This window comes from Microbacterium sp. NPDC060117 (assembly GCF_042729315.1).
Lineage (GTDB): Bacteria > Actinomycetota > Actinomycetes > Actinomycetales > Microbacteriaceae > Microbacterium.
Map to the genome: position 1 here is coordinate 1,272,939 of NZ_JBHWXR010000001.1, position 21,973 is coordinate 1,294,911.

Here is a 21,973-nt window from a genome sequence, read left to right on the forward strand (position 1 = left end):
CACAACGTTCGATAATTCTCGAACGGATGAGGAGCACTCATGACTACCCAGCCGATCGTCACGCCGCGGGTCTCGGACTCGGTGGCCCTGACGCCGCGCCCCGCACGCACGCGTTTCGGGTTCGTGCTCGGGATCGTCGCGCAGATCCTGATGATGGCGGGGGCCAGCGCGCCGTCGCCCTTCTACCCGGTGCTCGCGCAGCATCTGGGATTCGACGCCATCGTCATCACGGCGGTGTTCGCCGTGTACGCGGTCGCTCTGCTCCTCACCCTGCTGACGGCGGGCTCACTCTCCGACCACGTCGGTCGCCGCCCGGTGATCGCCGTCGGCCTCGTCCTGCTCGCCGCGAGCATGGTGCTGTTCGGGAACGCCGGATCCGTGACGCTGCTCGTGCTCGCACGCATCCTGCAGGGCGTCGCGAGCGGATTGCTCATCGCATCGCTCTCGGCGACGGTCCTCGACCTCGCCCCGCCGGCCCGGCCCGGATCGGCCGCGCTCTGGAACGCGCTGAGCCCCGGGATCGGCCTGGCCGCCGGCGCGCTGATCGCCGCGCTCGCGCTCGACACGACCCCGGATGCGATGCTCGACGTCTTCACCCCGCTCGCGGCGGTCTACGTCGTGATCGCGATCCTCGTGCTCCTCGCGCCGGAGACAGCCCCGCGACTGCCCGGCGCCTGGGCGTCGCTGCGCTTCCGACTCTCGGTTCCGGCGGAGATCCGTGCCGAGTTCTGGCGGGCCGCGCCCGCCGTCATCGCGGGCTGGGCCACGGGAGGACTGTTCCTCTCGCTCGGCGCGACGATCGTCCGCAACGAGCTCGGCGGCACCGCGCACCTCTGGCAGGGGCTCGCCGTCGCCCTCCTGGCGGGGGTCGGCGCCATCACGGCGTTCGCGATCCGGCGCCGCACCGCCCGGACCATCGTGATCTTCGGCACGGCCGCTCTGGCCGTCGGCACCGCGCTCTCGCTGCTGGCGCTCGGTCTGGGCTCGCTCGCCGCCTACCTCGCGGCCGCCGCGGTGACGGGGATGGGGTTCGGCACCGCGTTCTTCGGCGTCGTCGGATCCCTCGCGCCTCGGATCCCCGCGACCCAGCGCGCCGACGCCTTCGCCGTGCTGTACCTGCTCGCCTACCTCGCCTTCGGCGTGCCCGCGGTCATCGCGGGCGTGCTGGTCGCCCCGCTCGGGCTCGGCACGGTGTGCCTCGGATACGGCGTCGTCGTCATCGTGCTGTCGCTGATCGCACTGGTGCTGCGCACCCGCCGTCGCGCCTGAGCCGCGACCGACCTTCGCACGCTCCGCCGAGGAAGGGCTGCGGCGGCCTGCCGGGCGACGGACGTCACCGACTGTTCATCCCTCCGCAACCCCGCGTCCGCCTGGGCTGGCCAGGGTCGAATCGGATCCCGCGCGTGGACGGCTGACGTCCGGATCGCGGATCCGCAATCGACCACGCATCCCTGGAGACCCCCGTGCCCCTGCTCCGCTCGCGTCGCACGCTCGCCGTCGCGCTCGCCTCCTTCCTCGCCCTCGGCGGATCCGTCCTCGCCGCCGTCCCTGCCTCCGCCGCGGACGCGCCGACCGACGTCAAGGACGCGTCGTGCGCCGTCGGCGACGTCCGTGATCTGTGCGCGCCTGTGGGCGATCTGCTCGACGTCCGCATCGGCGACGTGCACCCGACCCAGCCCTCACTCGGCTACGACGAGGTGTACTACAAGCTCGGCCGCTACGACGCCGACCTCTCGAAGGACGCGATCAACAAGAAGTTCGCCGACTGGTGCGAGGCGAACGGCCAGCAGGACGCCGCGAGCGCCCAGCCGGACGCGACCCTGACGGATCCGTCCACCTTCACCTGCACGGTTCCGGTCGGCAGTGAGACGGCCGACACGATCGCCCCGATGAAGACCGTGGTGATCGGCCCGCAGGGCGTGCTGTACCTCACCGACGGGCACCACACCCTCACCTCGTTCCAGGAGAACAGCGGCCCCGACGTGCACGTGCGGCTGCGGGTGCTCGGCAACCTGTCCGGTCTCTCGGACGCCGACTTCTGGGCGGCGATGCAGGCGAACAAGTGGACCTGGCTGCGCGACGTGAACGGCGACGCGATCACGCCCGCCCAGCTGCCGTCGAACGTCGGCCTGTCGAACTTCGAGGACGACCGCTTCCGCAGCATCCTCTACTTCGCGCGCGACATCGGCTACTCCGCCGACGGCGCCGTGCCGTTCCAGGAGTTCTACTGGGGCACCTGGCTGCGCACCCGCGCCGACATCCCGGTGGCGGCCTGGAACCAGGACGACTGGGCCGGATCCCTGGCGCTCGTGAAGCAGCTCACCCAGGCGCAGGTCGCGCTCGGCGCCGGCACCGTCGTCGATCCGCAGTCCGGCTACACCGCCGGTGACCTCAGCGTGCTCGGCGCCTGGAACGACGGCAAGGCCGAGTCCAAGGGGGAGTGGGCCAAGCTCGCCAAGCCGTACTCCGACGCCAAGCCCGGAAAGCTCGCGTACATGACCGAGTACCGCCTGCGCCACGTGACCCCGGCGCCGACGGTGCCCGCGGCACCGGCCGCGCCCACCGCGCTCGTCTCGGGCGCTTCGACCGCGGGCTCCCACGTCGCGGCCTCCTGGGCCGCCCCGGCCGACGGCGGATCCCCGATCACCGGCTACACCGTCGCGCTCGGCGCCGCCCTGTCCGCCGAGGTCGATGCGCGCAGCACGTCGTTCACGTTCGACGGCGTCGCGCCGGGCTCGTACGCGCTGACGGTCACCGCGCACAACGCCATCGGATCGACCGCCTCCGCCGCGACGTCCGTGACAGTCGCCGACCCCGCCGCGATGCAGGGCTCGGTCGCGATCGCCGGCGACCTCCGCCCGGGCGGATCCGTGACCGTCACCGCGAACGGCCTCGCCGCGGATGTGGAGGGCTTTGCGGTCGAGGTGCACTCCGACCCGGTCTCGCTCGGAACCGGATCCACGGACGCTGCCGGCACGTTCGCGCTGCAGGCCGCACTGCCCGCATCCCTGCCCGCCGGGACGCACACGGTGACCGTGTCGTTCAACGGCACCACGGTCGCCTCGGCCTCGTTCACGGTCGCAGCCGGCGGCGACAGCGGATCCGGCAATGGCGACAGCGGATCCGGTTCGGGCTCGGCCGGTTCCGGATCCGGAGCCTCGGGAGCGCTCGCGACCACCGGATCCGACGCGCCCATCGCCCTCGGCATCGCGGGCGCCGTCGTCATCGCCGTCGGCGTGCTGCTGCTCGTGCGGCGACGCGCCGGGCTCCATCAGGACTGACCACCGCACGACGAGGGGCGCATGACCGGCGATCCGGTCGTGCGCCCCTCGTCGTGCGGCGGTGCGCCCTACCGCGGTCCGCGGCGGAACAGCCCAGCGAACAGCGTGTGCAGCAACGGCAGCACCGAGACGCTCATCAACACGGTTCCCAGCACCGGGTTCACGGCGAGCACGACCGCCCCGCCGATGAGCAGCGCCGCGAACAGCAGGCCCGAGACGCCCCGGCGGATGAGGCCGTCGATGCGGTCGAGCCGGCGTTCGATGCGCGACGTGTCGAACGTGACGGATCCCTCGTCGACCCGGGTGATGATCTCGTCGATGCGCTTCGGCAGCCGCCAGAGGGTCGCAGCGTTCGCGCCGGCCTGCTGCGCGAAGTCGCGCACGAGGTTCCCGCTCTCATCCGCCAGCAGGCGGGTGGCGTAGGGCTCGATCGATTCCCAGATGTTGAACTGCGGATCCAGCCCGCTGCACATGCCCGAGGTGAGCGAGACGGCGCGGATGAGCAGGAGCAGCCCCTCCGGAAGCTGCACCGGCAGCGAGCGCATCGTGTCGCCGAACTCGACGGCGAAGCCCTGGAACTCCCGCGGATCCACATCGCGCAGCTCGGCGAAGCCCATGCCGCCGAAGCGGGCGAACACGGCGGTGAGCGCGCGCTCCAGCTCGCGGTTCTCGGCGGAGGGCATGAGCACGCCGATCTCCTGTGCGGCGGCGACCATGCCCTTCCCGTCGCGCGAGGCAGCGGCGATGAACAGCGTGCGCAGGCCGTGCCGGATCCCCTCGGGCACCTCCGCCATCATCCCGAAGTCGATGAACGTGAGACGCCAGGCCGGGTGGGACTCACCGCCCGTCGGGAAGCCGCCCATCCCGGTCGCTGAGCCCGTCGAAGCGCCGGGCATCCCCACCCCACCGGCCCGGTGCGGGGTGACGAAGATGTTCCCCGGATGCGGATCCGCGTGCACGAACCCGTGCGTGAAGAGCTGGTCGAACATGACCTCGGCGAACACGCGGGCGACGTCGGCGGGGTCGATGCCGGCCGCGCGCAGAGCGTCGATGTCGTTGATCTTGATCGCGGTGACGTCCGAGAGCGTGAGCACGCGACGCGTGGTGCGCTCCCAGGCCACGAGGGGCGCATCGACCCTCGGATCATGGGCGAAGTTCTCGGCGAACCGCTCGGAGGCTGCGGCCTCGTGCAGGTAGTCGATCTCCTCGAGGCTGGTCTGCGCGAACTCCTCGACGAGGGCGGGGGCATCGACGCGGTCGGCGATGAACCTGATGCGGCGCAGCCAGCCCGCCACCCGGCGGAGCGCGGCGAGGTCCGTGGCGACCACCTGGTCGATCCCGGGGCGCTGCACCTTGACCACGACCTCGGCGAACCCCGCGTCGGCGGCGTCGAGCTCGGACAGCCGCGCGCGATGCGCCTGCCCCAGGGACGCGGCGGCGAGCGGCGCCTCATCGAACCACGCGAAGGCGCGCTCGAGGGGCACGCCCAGTTCGGCCTCGGCGAGCGCGCGGATCTCCGCCACGGGCACCGGCGGCACCTCGTCCTGCAGGCCGGCGAGCTCGGTCGTGATCTCGGGGGGCAGCACGTCCAGGCGCGACGACATGAACTGGCCGACCTTGATCATCAGCCCGCCGAGTTCGACCGCGAGCACATGGAACCGCTGCGCGAGCGTGCGCATCCGGCGCTCGCGGCTGTTGTCGGCGACGCGGGTGAAGCCGATCCGCGGCAAAGCCAGCTCGAACCACCACGTCTGCACGAGCACGCGCGCCGCGAATCCCAGGATCCGCCGGTATCTGGCGCGCAGGGGCGGTCCCGGTTCGCCGCCCGGGCGGGAGGCCGACGTCGTGGGTGCGGATGCCGCGGGCGAGGGCGCCGCCGCCGGCATCGACGTGGCAGATCCGGCTGGAGCCGGCATCGCTGAGGCCGGCGCCGGTGCGGCCTGCGCCGGTGCGGCCGGCGCGCTCGATGCCGTCGCCGGATCAGTGGCTTCCGCGCGCGCGGAAGTCACCGCCGGCGCCTGATCCGGGGGCTGGCTCAGGAACCAGTCGTCGTTGTTCTCCCCTGCCGCCATCAGTCGGCGAGGATCGCGTACAGCTTGCGGCGAGCGTCGTCGAGCACCTCGATCGCCTGCTGCACCTGCTCCGGAGTGCCCGTGCGCGCGACCTGCGCCGCGGCGCCGGCGAGGTCGACCCCCGCCTTGGGCAACGCACCGAACTGTCCGCCGAACGGCCCACCGAACGGTGCGCCGCCACGAGCGCCCTCCCACGGCGGCGCCCCGGCCTCGTCGGCGACGGCGCGGCCGGCCTCGGTGAGCGAGTAGGTCTTGCGGCCACCCTGCTCTGCGGCCTCGATGAGGCCCTCGTCCGCGAGCAGCTGCAGGGTCGGGTAGACGGATCCGGCGCTCGGCTTCCACGACCCGCCGCTGCGCTCCTCGATCTCCTGGATGATCTGATACCCGTGCATGGGCTGCTCGGCGAGAAGCGCAAGCACCGCGGTGCGCACATCGCCACGAGCCATCCGCGGAGTGGTGGTGGGACGCTGCTCGAACGCGGAGCGCAGGTGCTCCATCGCCTCCCAGAGTCCGGCGGTCGGGTTCATCCCCGGGCGCCCGCCGAAACCGCGGCCCCCGCCCGGACCGAACCCCGGTCCACCGAAACCGCGCGATGCATAGCTGTTGTCCATGACGACCTCCTCGAGTGGCACCCGTTTCGAGCGATAGTCAACGATATGTCGTTATGTATCGGAAGGGAAGAGGATCTGCATCGTCTCCACGCGGCTGCGCTCAACGTGCGCGAGTGCGAGCGCCGCGGCGCGCTCAACCTGCCCCTTCCGCACCGCATCGCACAGCTCGGCATGCTCGTGGTGCAGATCCTGATCGTCCTGCGTGTTGGTGAGGTGGAACAGTCGCTTCACCCGGCCACGCACCGGCAGCATCAGATCCTGCAGCAGGCGGCTGCCGGCGAGTTCCACGAGGACGTCATGGAAGTCGGACGTGGCATCCGCCAGCCCCGCGCCATCCTCCGCACTCAAAGCCCGCGCCGCCGTCGAGAGCGCCTCAGACAGGCGCTCTCCGGAGACGCCCGCTGCGCAGCGCGCCGCGGCAAGCCGTGCCGCGAGCGTCTCCAGGGAGGCACGCACGTCGAAGAGTTCGATCACATCGTCGAGCTCCAACGGAGCCACGATCGCACCGCGGTGCGGCACGGTGCGAATGTACCCCTCGGCCTCCAGGCGGGGAAACGCCTCGCGGATCGGCACCCGAGAAACCTTGAGCCGCTCGGCGACCTCGCGTTCGCGCACTCGACTCCCCGTGGCCAGCCGCCCGTCGATGATGCGGTCACGGATCCACTCATAGACCCGCACCCCTTGCGAAGCGCCGGGAAGCGACCCGTCGGGATCCCCCGCGATCGATGTCGATACGTTCCCCATACCCCTCGCTCTCGCCGTGGTTTGCATGACAAATTCTATGCCCAAGACGGCGATACATCACCAGATCTTCGATCTTGTATGACAATCTCGATTATTTTGGTATACAATCTTGCCTCGAGTCCTCACTCGCCCTCCGGTCGGCCTTCAGCACAAAGGAGTCTGCGCATGACCACCACCTCGACCTCAGAACAGGATCGCCCGCGCACCTTGAAGCGCGAGCTCGGCCTGCCCGCGCTGATCGCCTACGGCCTCACGTCCATGGGCGTGCTGTCGGTGGTGTCGGTCTACGGCCCCGCCACGAAGATCAGCGATGGACACCTCCCCGCCGCCTACGTCGCCGCGATCGTGATCATGCTGTTCACCGCCCACAGCTACGGACGCATGGCCGCGCACGTGCCGATCACCGGCGGCGCGTACGCCTACGTCACGCGCGGCTTCGGCCCCGCCACCGGGTTCCTCACCGGTTGGGTCATGCTGCTGGACTACCTGTTCCTGCCGATGGTGAACTTCCTGCTGTTCGGCCTCTACTTCAACAGCCTGTTCACCTCCGTGCCGTCGTGGGTCGGCACGCTGCTGTGCATCCTCGTCGTCGCGGTCTTCAGCATCATCGGCGTCAACTGGATCAAGCGGATGAACTCGGTCGTGATCGCCGCCTCGGTGCTGGTCATCCTCGCCTTCCTCGTGCTCGCCGTGATGAACGCACCGAAGCTGAACCTGGAGGCGATCGCCCGGCCGCTTTCGATCGGAGACGGCGGGATTCTTCCGATCCTCGCGGCAGCCGCGATCGTCGCCTTCGCTTTCCTGGGCTTCGACGGCGTCTCCACCCTCGCCGAGGAGACGAAGGATCCGCGCCGCAAGGTGCCGAAGGGTATCGTGCTCGCGACCCTCTTCGCGGGCCTCGGCTACCTCGCGTTCGCGATCGCCGGAAGCCTCATCGCGCCGGACTGGACGAAGCTGCAGAACCTCGACGCCGCCGGCACCGAGCTCATGCAGCATGCGGGCGGGGACGTCCTCATGGTGACCTTCGTGATCGTGAACACCGCGGGAATCGTGCTCTGCGGCACGGCTGCGCAGATGAGCGTCAGCCGCGTGCTGTTCGCGATGGGCCGCGACGGGATCCTGCCTCCGGTGCTCGCCCGGCTGCACCGCCGCTTCCGCACCCCGTACGTCGCCGCGCTGGTGGTCTCGGTGGTGGCCCTCGTCGCCCTCTTCATCACGCTCGATCAGGCCGTCTACATGATCAACTTCGGCGCGCTGATCGCGTTCGCGATGGTGAACCTGTCCACGATCAAGGTGCTGTTCTTCGACATGAGGCTCCGCCGCGGATGGGGCCTCGTGCGCCACCTTCTCTTGCCGATCGTCGGCTTCATCTCGATCGCCTGGCTGTGGACATCGCTCGCACCGTTCACCTACGCGCTCGGCTGCGCCTGGCTGGCCGTCGGCATCGTGATCTACCTCGTGCGGCGGAAGCGACATGGCGGTCCGCTCGCCCTGCAGCTCGACGACGCGAACACCGAGGCCATGCCGACGCTCCAGTACAAGGACTGACCCCGCGAAAGGACCCCTGCATGCGACGCGCTGAGCGACAGGAGCGAGACGTAGTGACCGCAGCCCCGGCACACCTGCTGCGCACCCCCGGGCTCGTCGATGCGCACATCCATCCCGACAAGACCTCATGGGGACAGCCGTGGGCGCCCCGACGTCCGGCGACGACGCTCCCCGAACTGATCGCCGGAGATCGCGCGACCCAGGCCGGATACGCGACGAGCGTGGAGGACCGGGCGCACGCGCTGCTCGCACACGCGTTCGCGAACGGCACGCTCGCGGTGCGCGCGCACGTGGATGTCTCGTCCGAACTCGGCACCGCGAACGTCGAAGGCGTGCGCGCCGCCGCCGAGCAGCTGCCGGGGATGACCGTGCAGATCGTCGCGTTCCCGCAGTTCGGCCTTCTCACGAACCCCGGCACGCTCGACGCGATGAAGGCCGCGCTCGGTGCGGGCGCAGACCTGGTCGGCGGCATCGATCCCGGCGGACTCGAGGGCGACCTGCACGGCCACCTCGATGCCGTGTTCGGCCTCGCGGATCGTGCGGGACGCGACCTGGACATCCACCTGCACGACGGCGGCGAGGACGGCCTCACCCAGATCCGCGAGATCGCCCGGCGCACGATCGCGGGAGGACGGCAGGGGCGCGTGACCATCGGGCACGCCTTCGCCCTCTGCGACGCCACCCTGCCGAGCCTCGGCGACACCCTCGACCGCGTGGCGGAGGCCGGAATCTGGATCGCGACGTGCGCGCTCGGTGACGACCCCGTGCCCGACCTGGACCGCCTCGAGAACCACGGCGTGCGGGTTGTCGCGGGGTCGGACGGCGTCCGCGACGCATGGAGCCCGTTCGGCACCGGCAGCATGCTCGACCGCGCGCACCTGCTGGGTTACCGCACGGCCGCGCGCACCGACGCCGAGCTCGAGCGGGTCTTCCGCATCGCCACCGTGCACGGCGGGGAACTGCTCGGGATCCCCGAGATCGCCGAATGGGATCCCGAAGGCGGCACGCGACTCGAGTTCGCTGCCGCGAACATCGCGCAGCTCGTCGTGGACAGGCCCGCCCCGCACCGGGTCCTCGTCGCCGGCCGCGACGTCACGCCCGGCTGACGGCACCCCGCCCGCAAGGGAGTGTCTCGCACCACGTCGGGCGATCACGCGACCTCGGGCGCGTACCGACAGGATCCGCCTGATCCGACGCGAATGTCTGATCCGGCGACCACCGCCACGCCCGGACCGCACCGCTCCACGCCCTACGGTTGAGGGATGACGATCACCGCCGCGGCAGACGGATCCGCCCTGGGAAACCCCGGACCCAACGGCTGGGCCTGGTACATCGACGACGACAACTGGGCCGCCGGCGGATCCCCTCACGGCACGAACAACCAGGGCGAACTGCGGGCCGTGCTGGAGCTGCTGCGCGCGACCTCGAGCGCCGCGGGCGAGAAGCTCGTGATCGAGTGCGACAGCCGGTACGTGATCGACTCCGTCACGAAGTGGATGCCGGGCTGGAAGCGCAAGGGCTGGCGCAAGTCCGACGGCGGGCCGGTGCTCAACCGCGACCTGCTCGAGGGCATCGACGAGGAGCTGCGCGGGCGCGACGTCTCGTTCACCTGGGTCAAGGGACACGCCGGGCACCCGCTGAACGAGGCCGCAGACCAGCGCGCGAACGGCGCGGCGACCGCGTACCAGCGCAAGCAGGAGCCCGACCGCGGACCGGGCTTCACCGCGGGCGCGTCGACGATGAGCAATGCTCCGGCGGTGCTCGACGAGCCCGCTGCGGCGGCACCTTCCGGAACCTCCTCTGCAGCGTTCGCGCTTCCCGTCGTCGCCCCCTCCGCCGCGCCCGCGCCCGCCCTCTGGGCCGAAGCCTCCGACCTGCTCGACGGCCTCGACCTCCCCGCCGACACGACCCCGATCGACCTGCGCATCACGCTCAGCGCCGAGGATCACGCCCGCCTCCGCGACCGCGCCGACGCGCAGGGTGTGTCGCTCGAAGAGGCGCTGCGCCGGTTGATCTGAGAGCGCGGCATCGACGCCGGCCCGGCGCGAAGGGCCCCGGCCTTCCCTCACAGAGGCCGGGACCCTGGTCTCATCCGTGCAGCAGCGCGTCGACGTCCTCGACGGTGACCGTGCGGCCGTAGGGGGCGAGATCGAACGTCTCCGCGTAGCGGATGGCGTCGGCGTCCGCCCCGTAGACGCGACGCAGCGCGGCTCGGGCCGCGTCCTGCGCCTCGATGTACTCGCGCCAGTTCTCGACGATGAACGCGTCGGTCGCGGGGATGTCGTCCGGGTCGGGCACGAGGTCGACCAACCCCCGCTGTGCCGGCGCGAACTCGAGGAACTGCGTGGCGTGCGCTGCACAGGCGCGCAGCTTCCGGTCGATCACCGGCGTGGTGTTGACCGCGACGTCGGCACGATGACGATCGATCGACCCGTAGTCGATCATCTGCAGAACGACCGGCTGCTCAGCGAGCGGCGGGACCTCGCGGCACGGGTTGGGCAATGTCGTGAGACCCGTGACATGGCGGACGAGCCGCCCCGCGAGCCGGTTGTCGTTGTGCCCGGCGCCCTCGTCGGTGAACGTGATGATCACATCGGCGCGCCACTGGCGGATCGCTCGGAGCATGCGCTGACGCAACTCCTGCGAGTCGACCATGTCGCCATCGTGCTCGTCCCACACCTCGTAATCGGCGAGACCGATCACCTCGGCGGCGGCATACCCCTCGCTCAGCCGCCGCCGTACGAGCTCCTCCGGTCCGAGTTCCATGTGGCCCGCATCACCGTTCGTCGTGCAGAGGACTTTGATGTGGTGGCCGCGATCGGCGAGCAGCGAGAGCGTGCCCGAGGCGTACTCCTCGGCCTCGTCAGGATGAGCGACGACGACCAGGATCTTCAGATGCTTGTTCATGGGGTGCCTTTCGATGACATGCCGGACAGCGCCGGCGCTGGCGGGCGTGCGGAGTGTGCCGAGTGCGGCTCAGCGTGCCGAGACCGGCAGGACCACGTCGGCGTTGCTGCCGGCGTCGACCAACCGGGCCCGGGCGCTGCGTCGCGAGAGGCAGACGGCGCCACGGATCTGGGCGCGAGCGCCGAGCGCTCCGCAGCGGATGTCCGGCCGTTCATGGGGCAGGAACCCGAGCCGGTCCTGCACGGCCTGTGCGAGGGTCGGCCCGTGCCGGTCGGAGAGGGAGCCGGCGATCACGACGAGTTCCGGATCCAGCAGCGCCGTCACCGATGACACCACGACGACGAAACGGTCGGCGATGGCGTCGACGTCGTCGCCGAGCGCCGCGAGCGCCTGCGGCCGGAGCAACTGCTCGAGCAGCACGCCTCCCCCGGGGACGGCACGGCCGCGCTCCGCCGAGGCATCCGGCGCCGCGCCGAACGAGGGCACGATCACGCGCCCGATCTCGCCCGCGAGCCCGTGCGGACCGACCATGAGCTCGCCGTCGCGGAGATACCCCGCCTTGATGCCGGATCCGACCCAGATCAGCGCCACCGAGGCCACGTCTCGCGCCGCTCCGTGCTCCGCCTCGGCGATGAGCACGAGGCCGACGTCGTTCGCCGTGTAGACCGCGACCCCGGGAAGCGCCGCGCCGAGCGCGCCGATCACGTCGATGTCGACCCACGCAGGCAGCCGCACGCTGTGCACGAGCACGCCCCCGAGCGGGTCGATCACGCCGGGCAGGCCGATGGTGACATCTCGCAGCTGGGCGATGTCCGCGTCGGCTCCCTCGAGGGCGGACTCGATGAGGGCGCGCAGCGCGGGCGCGATCTCGTCGGAGGACCGCACAGGATTCTGCGCCGATGCGTCCCCGATGAGGCGCCCATCGAGGTCGCACACCTCGACGACGAGGCGTTCCGCCGTGACCGTGATCCCTGCCACGAGCGCGGCCCGGGGGTTCACACGCCAGATCTGCGCGGGCGGACCGGAGCGGCTCGCCCGTTCCCCGTCGCGTACGATGACGCCCGCCTCCTCGACGCGCAGCAGCAGTCGCGCCGCCGCCGGCTTCGACAGGCCGGTGATCTGCTCGATCTCCGGTCGGGTGAGCGGGCCGTGCTCGAACAGCGCCGCGAGCACCGCGCCCTCGTTGAGGGTGCGGAGATCCCGCGGTGTCCCCGACTTCATCATGAGTGATCCTGCCAGATCGCGGCTCCGATGCTCCGAAGCCGGGCAGCGCTCGTGGCGAGGAAGCCGAGCTGTCCGGTCATTGGATCCGCCTGCGCGTGGTATTGGGCGTCGTCGGGGCGCTCCCCGCGCGCGACGAGTTCGGTGAACTCGTCGGCGAGCCGGCCGAGTGCTTCGATCTCCGACTCCCTGAGGTCGGGGTGCGCCGCGCGCCATTCCGGCAGTGAAAGGGGGATGTCGTTGTGGTCGTGCCAGGAGTTCTCGATCGTCCAGGTCGCCGTGCTGCCCGCATCGGCGAGGGCGCCCAGCACGGCGGACCAGTCCACGACGCCGTCGCCGACTGCGCGGATCTGCCGTCGCAACCCCTGGGGAGTTCGGAACAGTGCGAAGTCCCGCATGTGGGTCTGCCGAACGAAGGGCGCGACGCGCCGTGCTGCAGCCACGGGGTCCTCTCCCCGCACCACGACGTTCGCGAGGTCGAGAGTCACTCCGAAGCGCTCGCCCACGTCCTCCGCCATCCGGACGATCTCGTCGGTGGTGATCTCCTCGTGCGTCTCGATCGCGAGATGTGCGTCGTGGGCCTCCAACACGGGGACGAGCCGCTTCGCGAACGCCGCGGTCAGGCGCAGCTGGTCGTCCCAGGAGACGTCTGTGCGGAACCGGTCGATCGCGAACAGCCCCCACGAGTGCCCCTGATAGTTGGCGGTGTCGCCCCACAGCTCGCGACAGCCGACCGCGGTCGCCGCCTCGATCATCCGCGTCATCCCGAGCAGGTAGTCGCCCGCCCCCAGATCGCGGATCGTCCGGTCCTCGGAGGTGTTGAACGGATTGATCTTGCCGAGCCCCATCTCCAGGTACAGGCCGAGATCGTCGGCGAGGGCGCGCACGTCGGCGAGCACGGCCGGATCCAGGTCGGGGGCCACATCGAGGATCGTCCGGAAGAAGACCCCGTCGTAGCCGTCATCGGCGCAGCGCTGCAGCAGACCGAGTGGTCCGAGCTCGGCCGCGAGCGGGTGCTTGCGTCCGCAGATGCCGACCCTGATCCTCGGATCCGGGCGGGTGGTCGTGTCAGTCGTCATCGTTCTCCTCCTCCATCGCGTCCGCGTCGCCGGGGAGCTCGAGCTGAAGCCCCGGGGAGGCGGACGCGAGCGCCTGCGTGTAAGGGTGCTGCGGGGCTCCGAGCACCTGTTCCGGTGCGCCATCTTCGACGATCGCGCCGCGATGCAGCACGATCACGCGATCGGCGATATAGCCCGCGCTGAGCAGATCGTGCGTGATGTAGACGACGGTCACGCCGTCGTCGCGGAGCCCGGCGAGCAGGTCGAGAATCTCCCGGCGGATCGAGACGTCGAGCATCGAGGTCGGCTCGTCGGCGACGATGACCCGCGGATCGGTGGCGAGTGCCCTGGCTATGCCGACGCGTTGCCGCTGGCCTCCGCTGAGATCGTCGGGCCGCCGGCGCAGATACGCCTCGGCGGGGCGCAGCCCCACCCGCTCCATGAGGGCGCGCACCGCCTCCGCGTGCTCGGCTCGGCTCATCCGCGGATGCGCGGCTCGGTGCACCTCGGTCAGTTGGAATCCGACCGCCTGCGACGGGTTGAGGGATCCGTACACGTCCTGGAACACCATCTGCGCCGGGCGCTCCCGGCCACGGCGTCGACGGCTCACCAGCTCGGGCGGTCGACCGGCGACCTCGATCTCGCCGGTTGTGGGCGAGGCGAGTCCGACCAGCAGCTTGCCGAGCGCGCTCTTGCCGCTGCCGGACTCGCCGACCACGGCGACGATCGTCCCTTCTGCGATCTCGATGTCGATCGCGGCGAGGGCGGGCGTCGCACCGCGGCCGTAGGTCTTGCCGACGCCGCGCAGCGCGATCATCGGCGCGTCGATCTCACGCTGAACCGTCATCGCCGTCCTCCTTCGGCCATCGCCCCGCGCCGAGACGCGGGGACGGATCCCTTCGCCGCAGGCCGCGGGAGCGCCGCCAGCAGCTTGCGCGTGTAGGGATCCGCGCCGCCGGTGCCGCGCAGCGCGCTCGTCGTCGCCTCCTCGAGCACGATGCCGTCGCGCATGACGACGGCGCGGTCGGCGTGCCGCAGCAGCAGGGGCAGGTCGTGGGTGATGAAGAGCACCCCGAACCCCTGCTCCTTCTGCAGCCGACGGACAGTGAGCAGGATCTCCTGCTGCACGATGACGTCGAGCGCGGTGGTCGGCTCGTCCATGATGAGCAGATCCGGTTCGAGCGCGAGCGACATCGCGATCGCCGCACGCTGCCGCATCCCGCCGGAGAACTCATGCGGATAGGAGCGGGCGCGCGCGGGGTCGATGCCGACCATGTCGAGCAGCTCGCCGACCGTGCGGGACGACCCGCCGTGCGCGGTCATCGCCTCGCCGATCTGCGCACCCACGCGCTGCACCGGGTTGAGTGCGGCGAGCGAGTTCTGCATGACGATCGCCGCCCGCGCCCAGCGCAGACGCCGCAGCTGCCGATGATCCGCGGCCAGCACGTCCACGCCCGACAGCTCGATGGATCCGCCGGTGATGACTCCGGGCGCGCGCAGCACCCGCAGGATCGCCTGTGCGATCGTCGACTTGCCGCAGCCCGACTCCCCCACCAGCCCGACGAACTCGCCCCGGGCGACGTCGAGGCTCACCCCGCGGACCGCGGACGAGAGGCCGTCGCGGGTGACGTAGCCGATCTCCAGGTCTCTGATCCGCAGCGCGGCCGTCTCGGTCCGGGCGCGGTCGACGGGCGTCGTCACGGCGTTCATCGCGGATTCCTCTCACTGGTGCGGAACACCGGTGTGATCAGGGAGGCACTGCGCAGCCCCGTGCCCACGAAACGGTGCAGCAGCTCCTGCGCCTGCAGACGGGGGTTGCTCGCACGATCCATCGCGAAGTTGATCAGCACGAGCGACGACGCGGTGATGGCGATCGTGAGACCCGGAGCGACGAACTGCCACCAGTATCCGAGCAGGAGCGAGGAGTTGTTCTGCGCCCAGAAGAGCATGGTGCCCCACGACACCATCTCCGGATCCCCGAGGCCGAGGAACTCCAGCGACGCCTCCGCCGTGATCGCGAACACCACCTGGTTGACGAAGAAGGCGGCGAGCACCGACGACAGGTTCGGCAGCAGTGCGGTGAGCATGATCCGGATCCGTCCGACGCCGGCGCACTCGGCGGCGGCCACGAAGTCCCTGGTGCGCAGGCTCAGCGACTGGGACCGGAACAGACGAGCCCCGAAAGCCCAGCCGGTGAGGCTGAGCACACCCACGATCGTGAACGGGCCCGGGGGTAGGAACGCGGCCAGCACCACCATGAGCGGCAACCCGGGGAGCACCAGGAATACGTTGGTGACCACGGAGAGCGTCGCATCGACCACCCCGCCGAAATAGGCGCTGACCAGGCCGACGATGAGCCCGACGATCGTGGTCAGCGCGGCGACGAGCAGGCCGATGCCGAGGGACGCACGTCCGCCCTGCAGCAACTGCGCGAGCGTGTCCTGGCCTCGCCCGCTCGTTCCGAGCAGGTGCGGGGCGCCCGGCGGGAGGTTGGGATCGAATCCCGAGTCCGTAGCTGAGAACGGCAGCAGCCACGGCCCGACGATCGCCGCGAGCGCGAGGATCGCGAGCACGACCGCCCCGACGATCGCGGTCGGCGGCAGCGCGCGCAGACCCCGGCGCCGACTCCGTCGCGGGCTGACGATGAGCTCTGTCGAAGTCATGAGCCGCTCCTCTGCAGCACGCGGGGATCGAGCACGGCGTAGACGAGGTCGACGACGAGGTTCGCCGCGAGCACCGTCAGGGTGATCACCAGGAACAGCGCCTGGATCAGCGGATAGTCGTGCGCCGTCACGGCCTGCATGAGCGTGAGACCGACTCCGGGGTAGGAGAACACGATCTCCGTCATGATCTGGCCGCCGACGACGGCGCCGATCATGCCGCCGAGCAGCGTCACCGACGGCAGTAGCGCGTTGCGGGCCGCGTGCCGCGTCGCGATCCGCAACGGGGTCAGGCCCTTCGCCTCGGCGAGCGCGAGGTAGTCCTCCCCCAGCACGCCGATCATGGCATTGCGCATGTTCAGCGTCCACGTGCCCAGGGACACGATCACGATCGTCAGCACCGGCAGCAGCAGGTGTACGGCGACGTCCCCGAGGAACTCCGGCGTGAAGCCCGGATCCGCGTTCTCATAGGCCTGCCCGATCGGCAGGACTCCGAGCTGCACGCCGAGCAGGTACACGAGCAGCAGCGCGAGGAAGAAGTAAGGGAAGGATCCGACGAACAGCAGCGCCGCCGGCACGATCCGATCGAACCAGCTGCCGCGGAACCACGCGGCGAGGATCCCGAGACCGGATCCGATGAAGTAGCTCAGCACCAGCGCGAGGCCGCCCAGCAGCAACGACCAGCCCAGCGTCCCTGAGATCACCTCTGTGACCGCGCTCGGGAACCGCGAGAACGAAAGACCGAAGTCGCCGTGCAGCAGATCGCCGAGGTACTGCACGTACTGCGCGATCAGCGGAGAATCGCTGATCCCGTACGCGGTGCGCAGCGACTGCAGCATCGACGGATCGACCTGCCCGCCGAACCGCGCGAGCGCGGCTGTCGCCGGGTCACCCGGAGCGAGCCGTGGGATCAGGAAGTTGATCGTCACGGCCGCGAAGGCGGCGATGAGGTAGAGCCCGAGCCTGCGGGCGAGGAACGCGAATCTCATGGTCTCGACGAAGTCAGGCCTTGGTCAGATGCGGGAACACGAGGTAGCCGGTGTAGTCCAGGCTGAGCGAGAGCGGGGCGTACGGGTTGCTCTCATCCGGGAATCCGGTGTACCGGCGCGTGCTGAACAGACCGTAATCGGGGGCTTCGAACAGCGGGACGACGGGGAACACTTCGGCGAACCGCTGCTCGATCCGGTGCATCACATCGACCTGCTGGGCCTCGTCGACGAGGCCGGTGAACTGCTCGAGCAGTGCCGTCGCCTCGGGATCCGCGAAGCGATGCGCGTTGATGGTCGACGTCGTGCCGACGGGCTGCACGGTGTTCGCCGACATGGTCTCGAAGTAGAACCGGTACGGCGTCGAGCTCTCCATCATGCCCAGCAGCGTGCACTGGAACTCGCCCCCGTAGACCTGGGCCGCCCATGAGTCGTACGCCAGCGTGGAGAGCTTCATCTCGACGCCGACCTTCTTCAGGTCGTCCGCCACGCTCTGACCCGTCGTGATCCAGTCCGTCCAGCCCGTGGGGATGATCATCGTGAAACTCATCCGCGAGCCATCGGGGGCGACTCGGATGCCGTCGGCGCCCTTCGCGTAGCCGGCCGCGTCGAGCGCCGCTGCCGCGCTCGTCGGGTCGAGGGCGACGGATCCCTTGCCCGCGTCGACGAGGCTCGTGTCGACCCAGCTCTTGAAGTGGTCCACAGGGAGCGAGATCGCGTTGGCGGGAGCAGCCTTGCCCCAGTACCCGACGTCGACGATGCGCTTGCGGTCGATCGCGAGGCTCAGGGCCTTGCGCACCTTGACGTCGCCGAATGCCGGCAGTGTGGTGTTCAGCTGCAGGTTGACGGTGCGCGTGCGCGGCCACCAGTAGTGGTTGTTCTTCTTGTCGCGGGCGACGAAGGTCTTGTCCGGATCCGGCATAATCCCACCCCAGTCGATCTTGCCGGCGAGCACCTCGGCGCTGATCTGGTCATTGCCCGAATAGGACCGCAGCTGCAGGCCATCGACCTGCACCTTCTGCCAGTAGTGCGGGTTGCGGGTGACGCGGTACACCTGGCTGGAGAAGCTCTCCACGGTCGTGAACGGTCCCGTCGCGACTGGGTCGGGGTTGTCGTAAGTAGTCGGATCCGCGATCGACGACCAGACGTGCGCGGGCACGATGAACTGCGAGACGACGGCCTCCAGCGCGGTCGCACTGGGACGGTTGAAGGCGATGACGACGGTCTGCGGATCCTTCGCCGTCACCGAGACGATCTCGTCGCGCACCTGGCCGGCGGTGCCGAAAAGCCCCTCGTTCTTCTGGATCAGGTCGAAGGTCGCGGCGACGTCGTCGGCCGTGAACGGCTTCTTGTCCGACCACATCACATCCTTGCGCAGGGCAAAGGTGAGCTCGGTGCCGGCGGCATTCCAGGCGTACTCGGTGGCGAGCCACGGATCCGTCTTGCCCGTCACGGCGTTCGTGATCATGAGGGGTTCGTACATGGCGTTGCGCGAGACCCAGCGGGCGGTGGCCGAGAACGGGTTGAACGTGCGCGTCATGCCGCTGGGGGGCTCTGCCACAAGGGTGAGGAAGCGGGATCCGCCGCCGGATGCGCCGCCAGGGGCGCAGGACGCGAGGATCGCCATGCCGCCGAGGGCGACGGCGCCGCTCAGGAATCCGCGGCGGGTGAGGGTGAAGCTCTTGCTGGTGCTGACGGTGCTCATACCGCACTCCTTCGGGCGGGATCGGAACTGGGGGTAGAACAGGTAACGTTGGAGACAGTATCCTCCTGAGACAGTAATCGTCAACATCAGAGTGACGATCCGCTGAGACCGAGACCCACAGCGATGTGGACCGATCCGAGGAGGACCCTCATGAAGTTCCCCGTACGCCCGACACTCGTCGCCGCACTCGCGGCGACAGCGCTCATCACGGCCGGCTGCTCCGGCGGCTCCGGCGCACCGACGACCTCGAGCGACGCCCCGCTCACCGTCTGGCTCATGGCCGGCGGGCCGGGCGAGACGAACGTCGTCGACACCATCAACGAGATGTTCCACGAGAAGCACCCGAACGTGAAGGTCACGGTGCAGGTGCAGCAGTGGGACAACATCACCACGAAGTTGACGACGGCGCTGGCCTCCGGCAACGGGCCCGACATCGTCGAGATGGGCAACACGCAGACGCCGCTGCAGACGTACTCGGGCGGGCTGCTCGACCTCACCGCCGACAAGGCGAGCTTCGAGGACTCCGGCACCTGGCTCGCGGGACTGGCCGAGCCGTCCGCCTTCGACGGCAAGCTGTACGCGGTGCCGATGTACGGCGGCACCAAGGTGGTGATGTACAACAAGGACATGTTCGCGAAGGCGGGCATCACCCAGCCCCCGCAGGACCTCGACGAACTCACCCAGGTCTGCGCCAAACTGGCGCAGACCTTCGGATCCACGCCGAACTTCTCCGGCTTCTACATGCCCGGCCAGTACTGGTTCTCCGGTGCCCCGTTCGTCTTCGGCAAGGGCGGCGACCTGGCCGTGAAGAAGGGCGACACCTGGCAGGGCGCGCTCAGCACGCCGAGGGCCCAGGAGGGCCTCGCCGCGTGGAGGAGCTTCCAGAACAGCTGCTCCACCCCCTCGTCGGTCGGCGTGAACACCAATAACCCCGACCAGGCCCAGGTCTTCGCCGATGGCGGCGCCGCGATCATCTCGGCGCGAGGATGGGAGCCGGCGGCCGTCGTCGAGAAGAACCCGGCGCTCAAGGACCAGCTCGGCTTCATGCCGATGCCCGGCTACGAGAAGGGCAAGCCCCTGCCGGTCATCGTCTCCGGTTCCACGATCGGGATCTCCGCGGCGTCGAAGAACCCGGAGGCCGCAAAGGACTGGCTGCGCATCATCACCGGCAAGAAGATCCAGTCGGTCCTGGTGGCGGAGCAGAACCAGCTTCCGATCACTCCGGCGTTCATGCCGTCCTCCGGCGTCGTGCCGTTCCTGCAAGCGAGCGGTGAGGCGTCGAAGTTCAACAGAGCCCTGCCCGCCGTGCCCGGCTGGGCGACGCTGGAGACGGAGCGCTACAACGAGCAGTTCTTCTCGTCGATCGCCGCGGGCGACGACCCGAAGAAGGCGGCGGCCGCGTACGACGAGCACGTCGCCGACGTGCTCAACAGCACGGGTTCCTGACGTGCGAGCCGACCGGCGGCTAGCCTATGCGCTGATCGCGCCCGCCGTCATCGTCCTGCTCGCGATCCTCGCCTATCCGCTCGGTCGGCTGCTCGTGCTGTCGTTCCAGAAGTTCGACTCGCGCTCGCTGTTCACCGGTGAGGCGCCCTTCGTCGGTCTGGGCAACTACGCCAAGGTGCTCGCCGACGGAGCCTTCTGGCTCGTGCTCGGCCGCACCGCGCTGATCACGGCGACCACCGTGGTCGCAGTGATGGTCGGCGGGTTCCTTCTGGCTCAGCTGCTGCGCAAGACGAGCGGCTGGGCCAGGATGACGCTGATGATCGGCCTCGTCTTGGTGTGGGGCATGCCGATGGTTTCGGCCGCGATCATCTGGCAGTGGCTGTTCCAGCCGCAGTACGGGGTGATGAACTGGGTGCTCACCCGGCTCGGCGTGTTCGGCGATCTGAGCGCGCACAACTGGTTCGGCAATGCGACCGAGGCGCTCGCGATCATCATCGTCATGGTGGCGTGGAAGGGCCTGCCCTTCGTCGCGATCACGCTCTACGCCGCGATGACCCAGATCCCAGAGGAGTTGTACGAGGCGGCGTCGCTGGACGGCGCAGGACCGGGCAGGATCGCGAGTGCGATCACACTGCCGATGCTGCGCCCGATCCTGGTGGTGCTGACGACGCTGCAGGTGATCTGGTCGGTGAACTCGTTCACTCCGTTCTGGGTGCTCACCCAGGGAGGGCCGGCCGGCGGCACCACGACGCTGTCGATCTATGCGTTCGTGCGCGCCCTCACCGCCAACGACTACGGCACGGGGGCGGCGATCTCGATCATCACCGTGATCCTGCTCTCGGTCCTTTCGGCGGCGTACGTGCGCCGCCTCGCCGCTCAAGGAGAGCTCGCATGACCCGTCGCACCACCCGCATGATCGCGAACATCGCCGCCATCGTGGTGTTCGCCCTGATGGTGTTCCCCGTGTACTGGATGTTCGCGACGGCGTTCAAGCCTCCGGGCCAGGTCCTGTCGGCGACGCCGCAGTTCGTGCCGTGGCCGATCAGCCTGGACAACTTCACCATCGCACTCGGCGGCGGCGAGTTCTGGATCTACCTGCGCAACTCGCTGATCGTGTCTTTGTCCACCGTGGTGCTGTCGATGATCGTGGCAGTGGGAGCGGCCGTAGCCACGGCGCGCTTCTCCTTCGCGGGGCGCAAGGTGCTGCTGGTCGTGCTCATCGGAGTGCAGATGATTCCCGGATCCGCGATGATCATCCCGCTGTACCTGATGCTGCGGCAGGTGGGAGCACTCGACTTCTTCCCGGGCCTGATCCTCACCTATCTGACCTTCGTGCTGCCGTTCACGGTGTGGAATCTGCGGGGCTTCGTGACGAACATCCCGATCGATCTGGAAGAGGCGGCGATGATCGACGGCTGCAGCCGCTTCCAGGCGATCCGCCGGGTGGTGCTGCCGCTGCTCGCACCGGGCATCGTCGCGACGTCGATCTTCGCGTTCGTCAATGCCTGGGACGACTACCTGTTCGCCTACGTGCTCATGCGCTCGCAGGAGAACTACACGCTGCCGGTGTGGCTCGTGTCGTTCTCCACGGACAGTCAGGTGAACTACGGCGCGACCATCGCGGCGTCGGTGATCTTCTCGCTGCCCGTGCTGGTGTTCTTCCTGCTCGTGCAGCGCAAGCTCGTTTCGGGCCTCACCAGCGGTGCCGTGAAAGGCTGAGGTCGGGGCGCGCGG

20 protein-coding genes are annotated in these 21,973 nt (G+C 69.6%); 9 read left to right on the forward strand and 11 right to left on the reverse strand.

The features are described 5' to 3' along the window. The first annotated feature begins 39 nt into the window (after positions 1 to 39). Entirely contained in the window at positions 40 to 1,269 is a 1,230-nt protein-coding gene (locus ACFWCK_RS05710; RefSeq protein WP_378804954.1) for an MFS transporter, read from the forward strand. Between the two features lie 194 nt (positions 1,270 to 1,463). Further along, positions 1,464 to 3,281: a ParB-like protein gene (locus tag ACFWCK_RS05715; protein WP_378804955.1), complete on the forward strand. Its 1,818-nt coding sequence runs from the start codon at positions 1,464 to 1,466 to the stop codon at positions 3,279 to 3,281. Between the two features lie 68 nt (positions 3,282 to 3,349). On the opposite strand, the gene ACFWCK_RS05720 is transcribed toward ACFWCK_RS05715, so the two are convergent. Further along, positions 3,350 to 5,167, reverse strand: coding sequence for an ABC1 kinase family protein (locus ACFWCK_RS05720; RefSeq protein WP_378805042.1), 1,818 nt, complete (start codon positions 5,165 to 5,167; stop codon positions 3,350 to 3,352). Here ACFWCK_RS05720 and ACFWCK_RS05725 point away from each other — a divergent pair. Beyond that, positions 5,127 to 5,303: a hypothetical protein gene (locus ACFWCK_RS05725; RefSeq protein ID WP_378805043.1), complete on the forward strand. Its 177-nt coding sequence runs from the start codon at positions 5,127 to 5,129 to the stop codon at positions 5,301 to 5,303. The genes ACFWCK_RS05720 and ACFWCK_RS05725 overlap by 41 nt on opposite strands. Before the next feature lie 49 nt (positions 5,304 to 5,352). On the opposite strand, the gene ACFWCK_RS05730 is transcribed toward ACFWCK_RS05725, so the two are convergent. Further along, entirely contained in the window at positions 5,353 to 5,964 is a 612-nt protein-coding gene (locus tag ACFWCK_RS05730; RefSeq protein WP_233311640.1) for a PadR family transcriptional regulator, read from the reverse strand. 51 nt (positions 5,965 to 6,015) lie between these two features. Next, positions 6,016 to 6,708 carry a GntR family transcriptional regulator gene (locus tag ACFWCK_RS05735; RefSeq protein WP_378804956.1) on the reverse strand — a complete coding sequence of 231 codons (693 nt, stop codon included), beginning with the start codon at positions 6,706 to 6,708 and terminating at the stop codon, positions 6,016 to 6,018. Between the two features lie 165 nt (positions 6,709 to 6,873). Between ACFWCK_RS05735 and ACFWCK_RS05740 the strand changes: the two genes are divergently transcribed. The 3 genes from ACFWCK_RS05740 (at position 6,874) to ACFWCK_RS05750 (ending at position 10,274) form a co-directional block, all read left to right on the forward strand. Further along, entirely contained in the window at positions 6,874 to 8,256 is a 1,383-nt protein-coding gene (locus tag ACFWCK_RS05740; RefSeq protein WP_378804957.1) for an APC family permease, read from the forward strand. 53 nt (positions 8,257 to 8,309) lie between these two features. Then, a complete protein-coding gene (locus ACFWCK_RS05745; protein WP_378804958.1) occupies positions 8,310 to 9,362 on the forward strand; it encodes an amidohydrolase family protein in 1,053 nt (350 codons plus the stop codon). A gap of 156 nt (positions 9,363 to 9,518) precedes the next feature. Further along, the gene (locus ACFWCK_RS05750; protein WP_378804959.1) at positions 9,519 to 10,274 is read left to right on the forward strand and encodes a ribonuclease H; all 756 of its coding nucleotides are present in this window, start codon (positions 9,519 to 9,521) and stop codon (positions 10,272 to 10,274) included. A gap of 70 nt (positions 10,275 to 10,344) precedes the next feature. Here the strand turns inward: ACFWCK_RS05750 and ACFWCK_RS05755 are convergent, their stop codons facing one another. The 8 genes from ACFWCK_RS05755 to ACFWCK_RS05790 form a co-directional block, all read right to left on the reverse strand. Then, positions 10,345 to 11,163, reverse strand: a complete 819-nt coding sequence (locus tag ACFWCK_RS05755; protein ID WP_378804960.1) for a PIG-L deacetylase family protein — start codon at positions 11,161 to 11,163, stop codon at positions 10,345 to 10,347. A 69-nt stretch (positions 11,164 to 11,232) separates the two neighbouring features. Further along, complete coding sequence (locus ACFWCK_RS05760; protein ID WP_378804961.1) at positions 11,233 to 12,387, reverse strand: ROK family protein; 1,155 nt, start codon at positions 12,385 to 12,387, stop codon at positions 11,233 to 11,235. Then, complete coding sequence (locus tag ACFWCK_RS05765; RefSeq protein WP_378804962.1) at positions 12,384 to 13,463, reverse strand: sugar phosphate isomerase/epimerase family protein; 1,080 nt, start codon at positions 13,461 to 13,463, stop codon at positions 12,384 to 12,386. The genes ACFWCK_RS05760 and ACFWCK_RS05765 overlap by 4 nt, the downstream gene beginning before the upstream one ends. Then, positions 13,453 to 14,289: an ABC transporter ATP-binding protein gene (locus tag ACFWCK_RS05770; RefSeq protein ID WP_378804963.1), complete on the reverse strand. Its 837-nt coding sequence runs from the start codon at positions 14,287 to 14,289 to the stop codon at positions 13,453 to 13,455. The genes ACFWCK_RS05765 and ACFWCK_RS05770 overlap by 11 nt, the downstream gene beginning before the upstream one ends. Continuing rightward, entirely contained in the window at positions 14,286 to 15,152 is an 867-nt protein-coding gene (locus tag ACFWCK_RS05775) for an ABC transporter ATP-binding protein (protein WP_378804964.1), read from the reverse strand. Before ACFWCK_RS05775 ends, ACFWCK_RS05770 begins: the two co-directional genes overlap by 4 nt. After that, positions 15,149 to 16,105, reverse strand: a complete 957-nt coding sequence (locus ACFWCK_RS05780) for an ABC transporter permease (protein WP_378804965.1) — start codon at positions 16,103 to 16,105, stop codon at positions 15,149 to 15,151. The genes ACFWCK_RS05775 and ACFWCK_RS05780 overlap by 4 nt, the downstream gene beginning before the upstream one ends. Next, positions 16,102 to 17,091, reverse strand: a complete 990-nt coding sequence (locus ACFWCK_RS05785; RefSeq protein WP_378804966.1) for an ABC transporter permease — start codon at positions 17,089 to 17,091, stop codon at positions 16,102 to 16,104. The genes ACFWCK_RS05780 and ACFWCK_RS05785 overlap by 4 nt, the downstream gene beginning before the upstream one ends. 13 nt (positions 17,092 to 17,104) lie before the next feature. Beyond that, complete coding sequence (locus ACFWCK_RS05790) at positions 17,105 to 18,793, reverse strand: ABC transporter substrate-binding protein (RefSeq protein ID WP_378804967.1); 1,689 nt, start codon at positions 18,791 to 18,793, stop codon at positions 17,105 to 17,107. 150 nt (positions 18,794 to 18,943) lie between these two features. Between ACFWCK_RS05790 and ACFWCK_RS05795 the strand changes: the two genes are divergently transcribed. Genes ACFWCK_RS05795 through ACFWCK_RS05805 form a run of 3 tightly spaced genes read left to right on the forward strand, consistent with a single transcriptional unit; the run spans position 18,944 to position 21,958 of the window. Next, a complete protein-coding gene (locus ACFWCK_RS05795) occupies positions 18,944 to 20,239 on the forward strand; it encodes an extracellular solute-binding protein (protein WP_378804968.1) in 1,296 nt (431 codons plus the stop codon). 1 nt (position 20,240) lies between these two features. Continuing rightward, positions 20,241 to 21,134 (forward strand): carbohydrate ABC transporter permease, encoded by an 894-nt coding sequence (locus ACFWCK_RS05800; RefSeq protein ID WP_378804969.1) that lies wholly within the window; start codon positions 20,241 to 20,243, stop codon positions 21,132 to 21,134. Then, positions 21,131 to 21,958, forward strand: a complete 828-nt coding sequence (locus ACFWCK_RS05805) for a carbohydrate ABC transporter permease (protein ID WP_378804970.1) — start codon at positions 21,131 to 21,133, stop codon at positions 21,956 to 21,958. The genes ACFWCK_RS05800 and ACFWCK_RS05805 overlap by 4 nt, the downstream gene beginning before the upstream one ends. Positions 21,959 to 21,973: the final 15 nt, after the last annotated feature.

Excerpts from the sequence above, each read along its gene's own strand:
- ACFWCK_RS05710 (WP_378804954.1), top strand. The coding sequence starts at position 40 with ATGACTACCCAGCCGATCGTCACGCCGCGGGTCTCGGACTCGGTGGCC.
- ACFWCK_RS05720 (WP_378805042.1), bottom strand. The coding sequence starts at position 5,167 with ATGCCGGCGGCGGCGCCCTCGCCCGCGGCATCCGCACCCACGACGTCG.
- ACFWCK_RS05730 (WP_233311640.1), bottom strand. The coding sequence starts at position 5,964 with ATGGACAACAGCTATGCATCGCGCGGTTTCGGTGGACCGGGGTTCGGT.
- ACFWCK_RS05735 (WP_378804956.1), bottom strand. The coding sequence starts at position 6,708 with ATGGGGAACGTATCGACATCGATCGCGGGGGATCCCGACGGGTCGCTT.
- ACFWCK_RS05740 (WP_378804957.1), top strand. The coding sequence starts at position 6,874 with ATGACCACCACCTCGACCTCAGAACAGGATCGCCCGCGCACCTTGAAG.
- ACFWCK_RS05750 (WP_378804959.1), top strand. The coding sequence starts at position 9,519 with ATGACGATCACCGCCGCGGCAGACGGATCCGCCCTGGGAAACCCCGGA.
- ACFWCK_RS05755 (WP_378804960.1), bottom strand. The coding sequence starts at position 11,163 with ATGAACAAGCATCTGAAGATCCTGGTCGTCGTCGCTCATCCTGACGAG.
- ACFWCK_RS05760 (WP_378804961.1), bottom strand. The coding sequence starts at position 12,387 with ATGATGAAGTCGGGGACACCGCGGGATCTCCGCACCCTCAACGAGGGC.
- ACFWCK_RS05765 (WP_378804962.1), bottom strand. The coding sequence starts at position 13,463 with ATGACGACTGACACGACCACCCGCCCGGATCCGAGGATCAGGGTCGGC.
- ACFWCK_RS05770 (WP_378804963.1), bottom strand. The coding sequence starts at position 14,289 with ATGACGGTTCAGCGTGAGATCGACGCGCCGATGATCGCGCTGCGCGGC.
- ACFWCK_RS05775 (WP_378804964.1), bottom strand. The coding sequence starts at position 15,152 with ATGAACGCCGTGACGACGCCCGTCGACCGCGCCCGGACCGAGACGGCC.
- ACFWCK_RS05780 (WP_378804965.1), bottom strand. The coding sequence starts at position 16,105 with ATGACTTCGACAGAGCTCATCGTCAGCCCGCGACGGAGTCGGCGCCGG.
- ACFWCK_RS05785 (WP_378804966.1), bottom strand. The coding sequence starts at position 17,091 with ATGAGATTCGCGTTCCTCGCCCGCAGGCTCGGGCTCTACCTCATCGCC.
- ACFWCK_RS05790 (WP_378804967.1), bottom strand. The coding sequence starts at position 18,793 with ATGAGCACCGTCAGCACCAGCAAGAGCTTCACCCTCACCCGCCGCGGA.
- ACFWCK_RS05795 (WP_378804968.1), top strand. The coding sequence starts at position 18,944 with ATGAAGTTCCCCGTACGCCCGACACTCGTCGCCGCACTCGCGGCGACA.
- ACFWCK_RS05805 (WP_378804970.1), top strand. The coding sequence starts at position 21,131 with ATGACCCGTCGCACCACCCGCATGATCGCGAACATCGCCGCCATCGTG.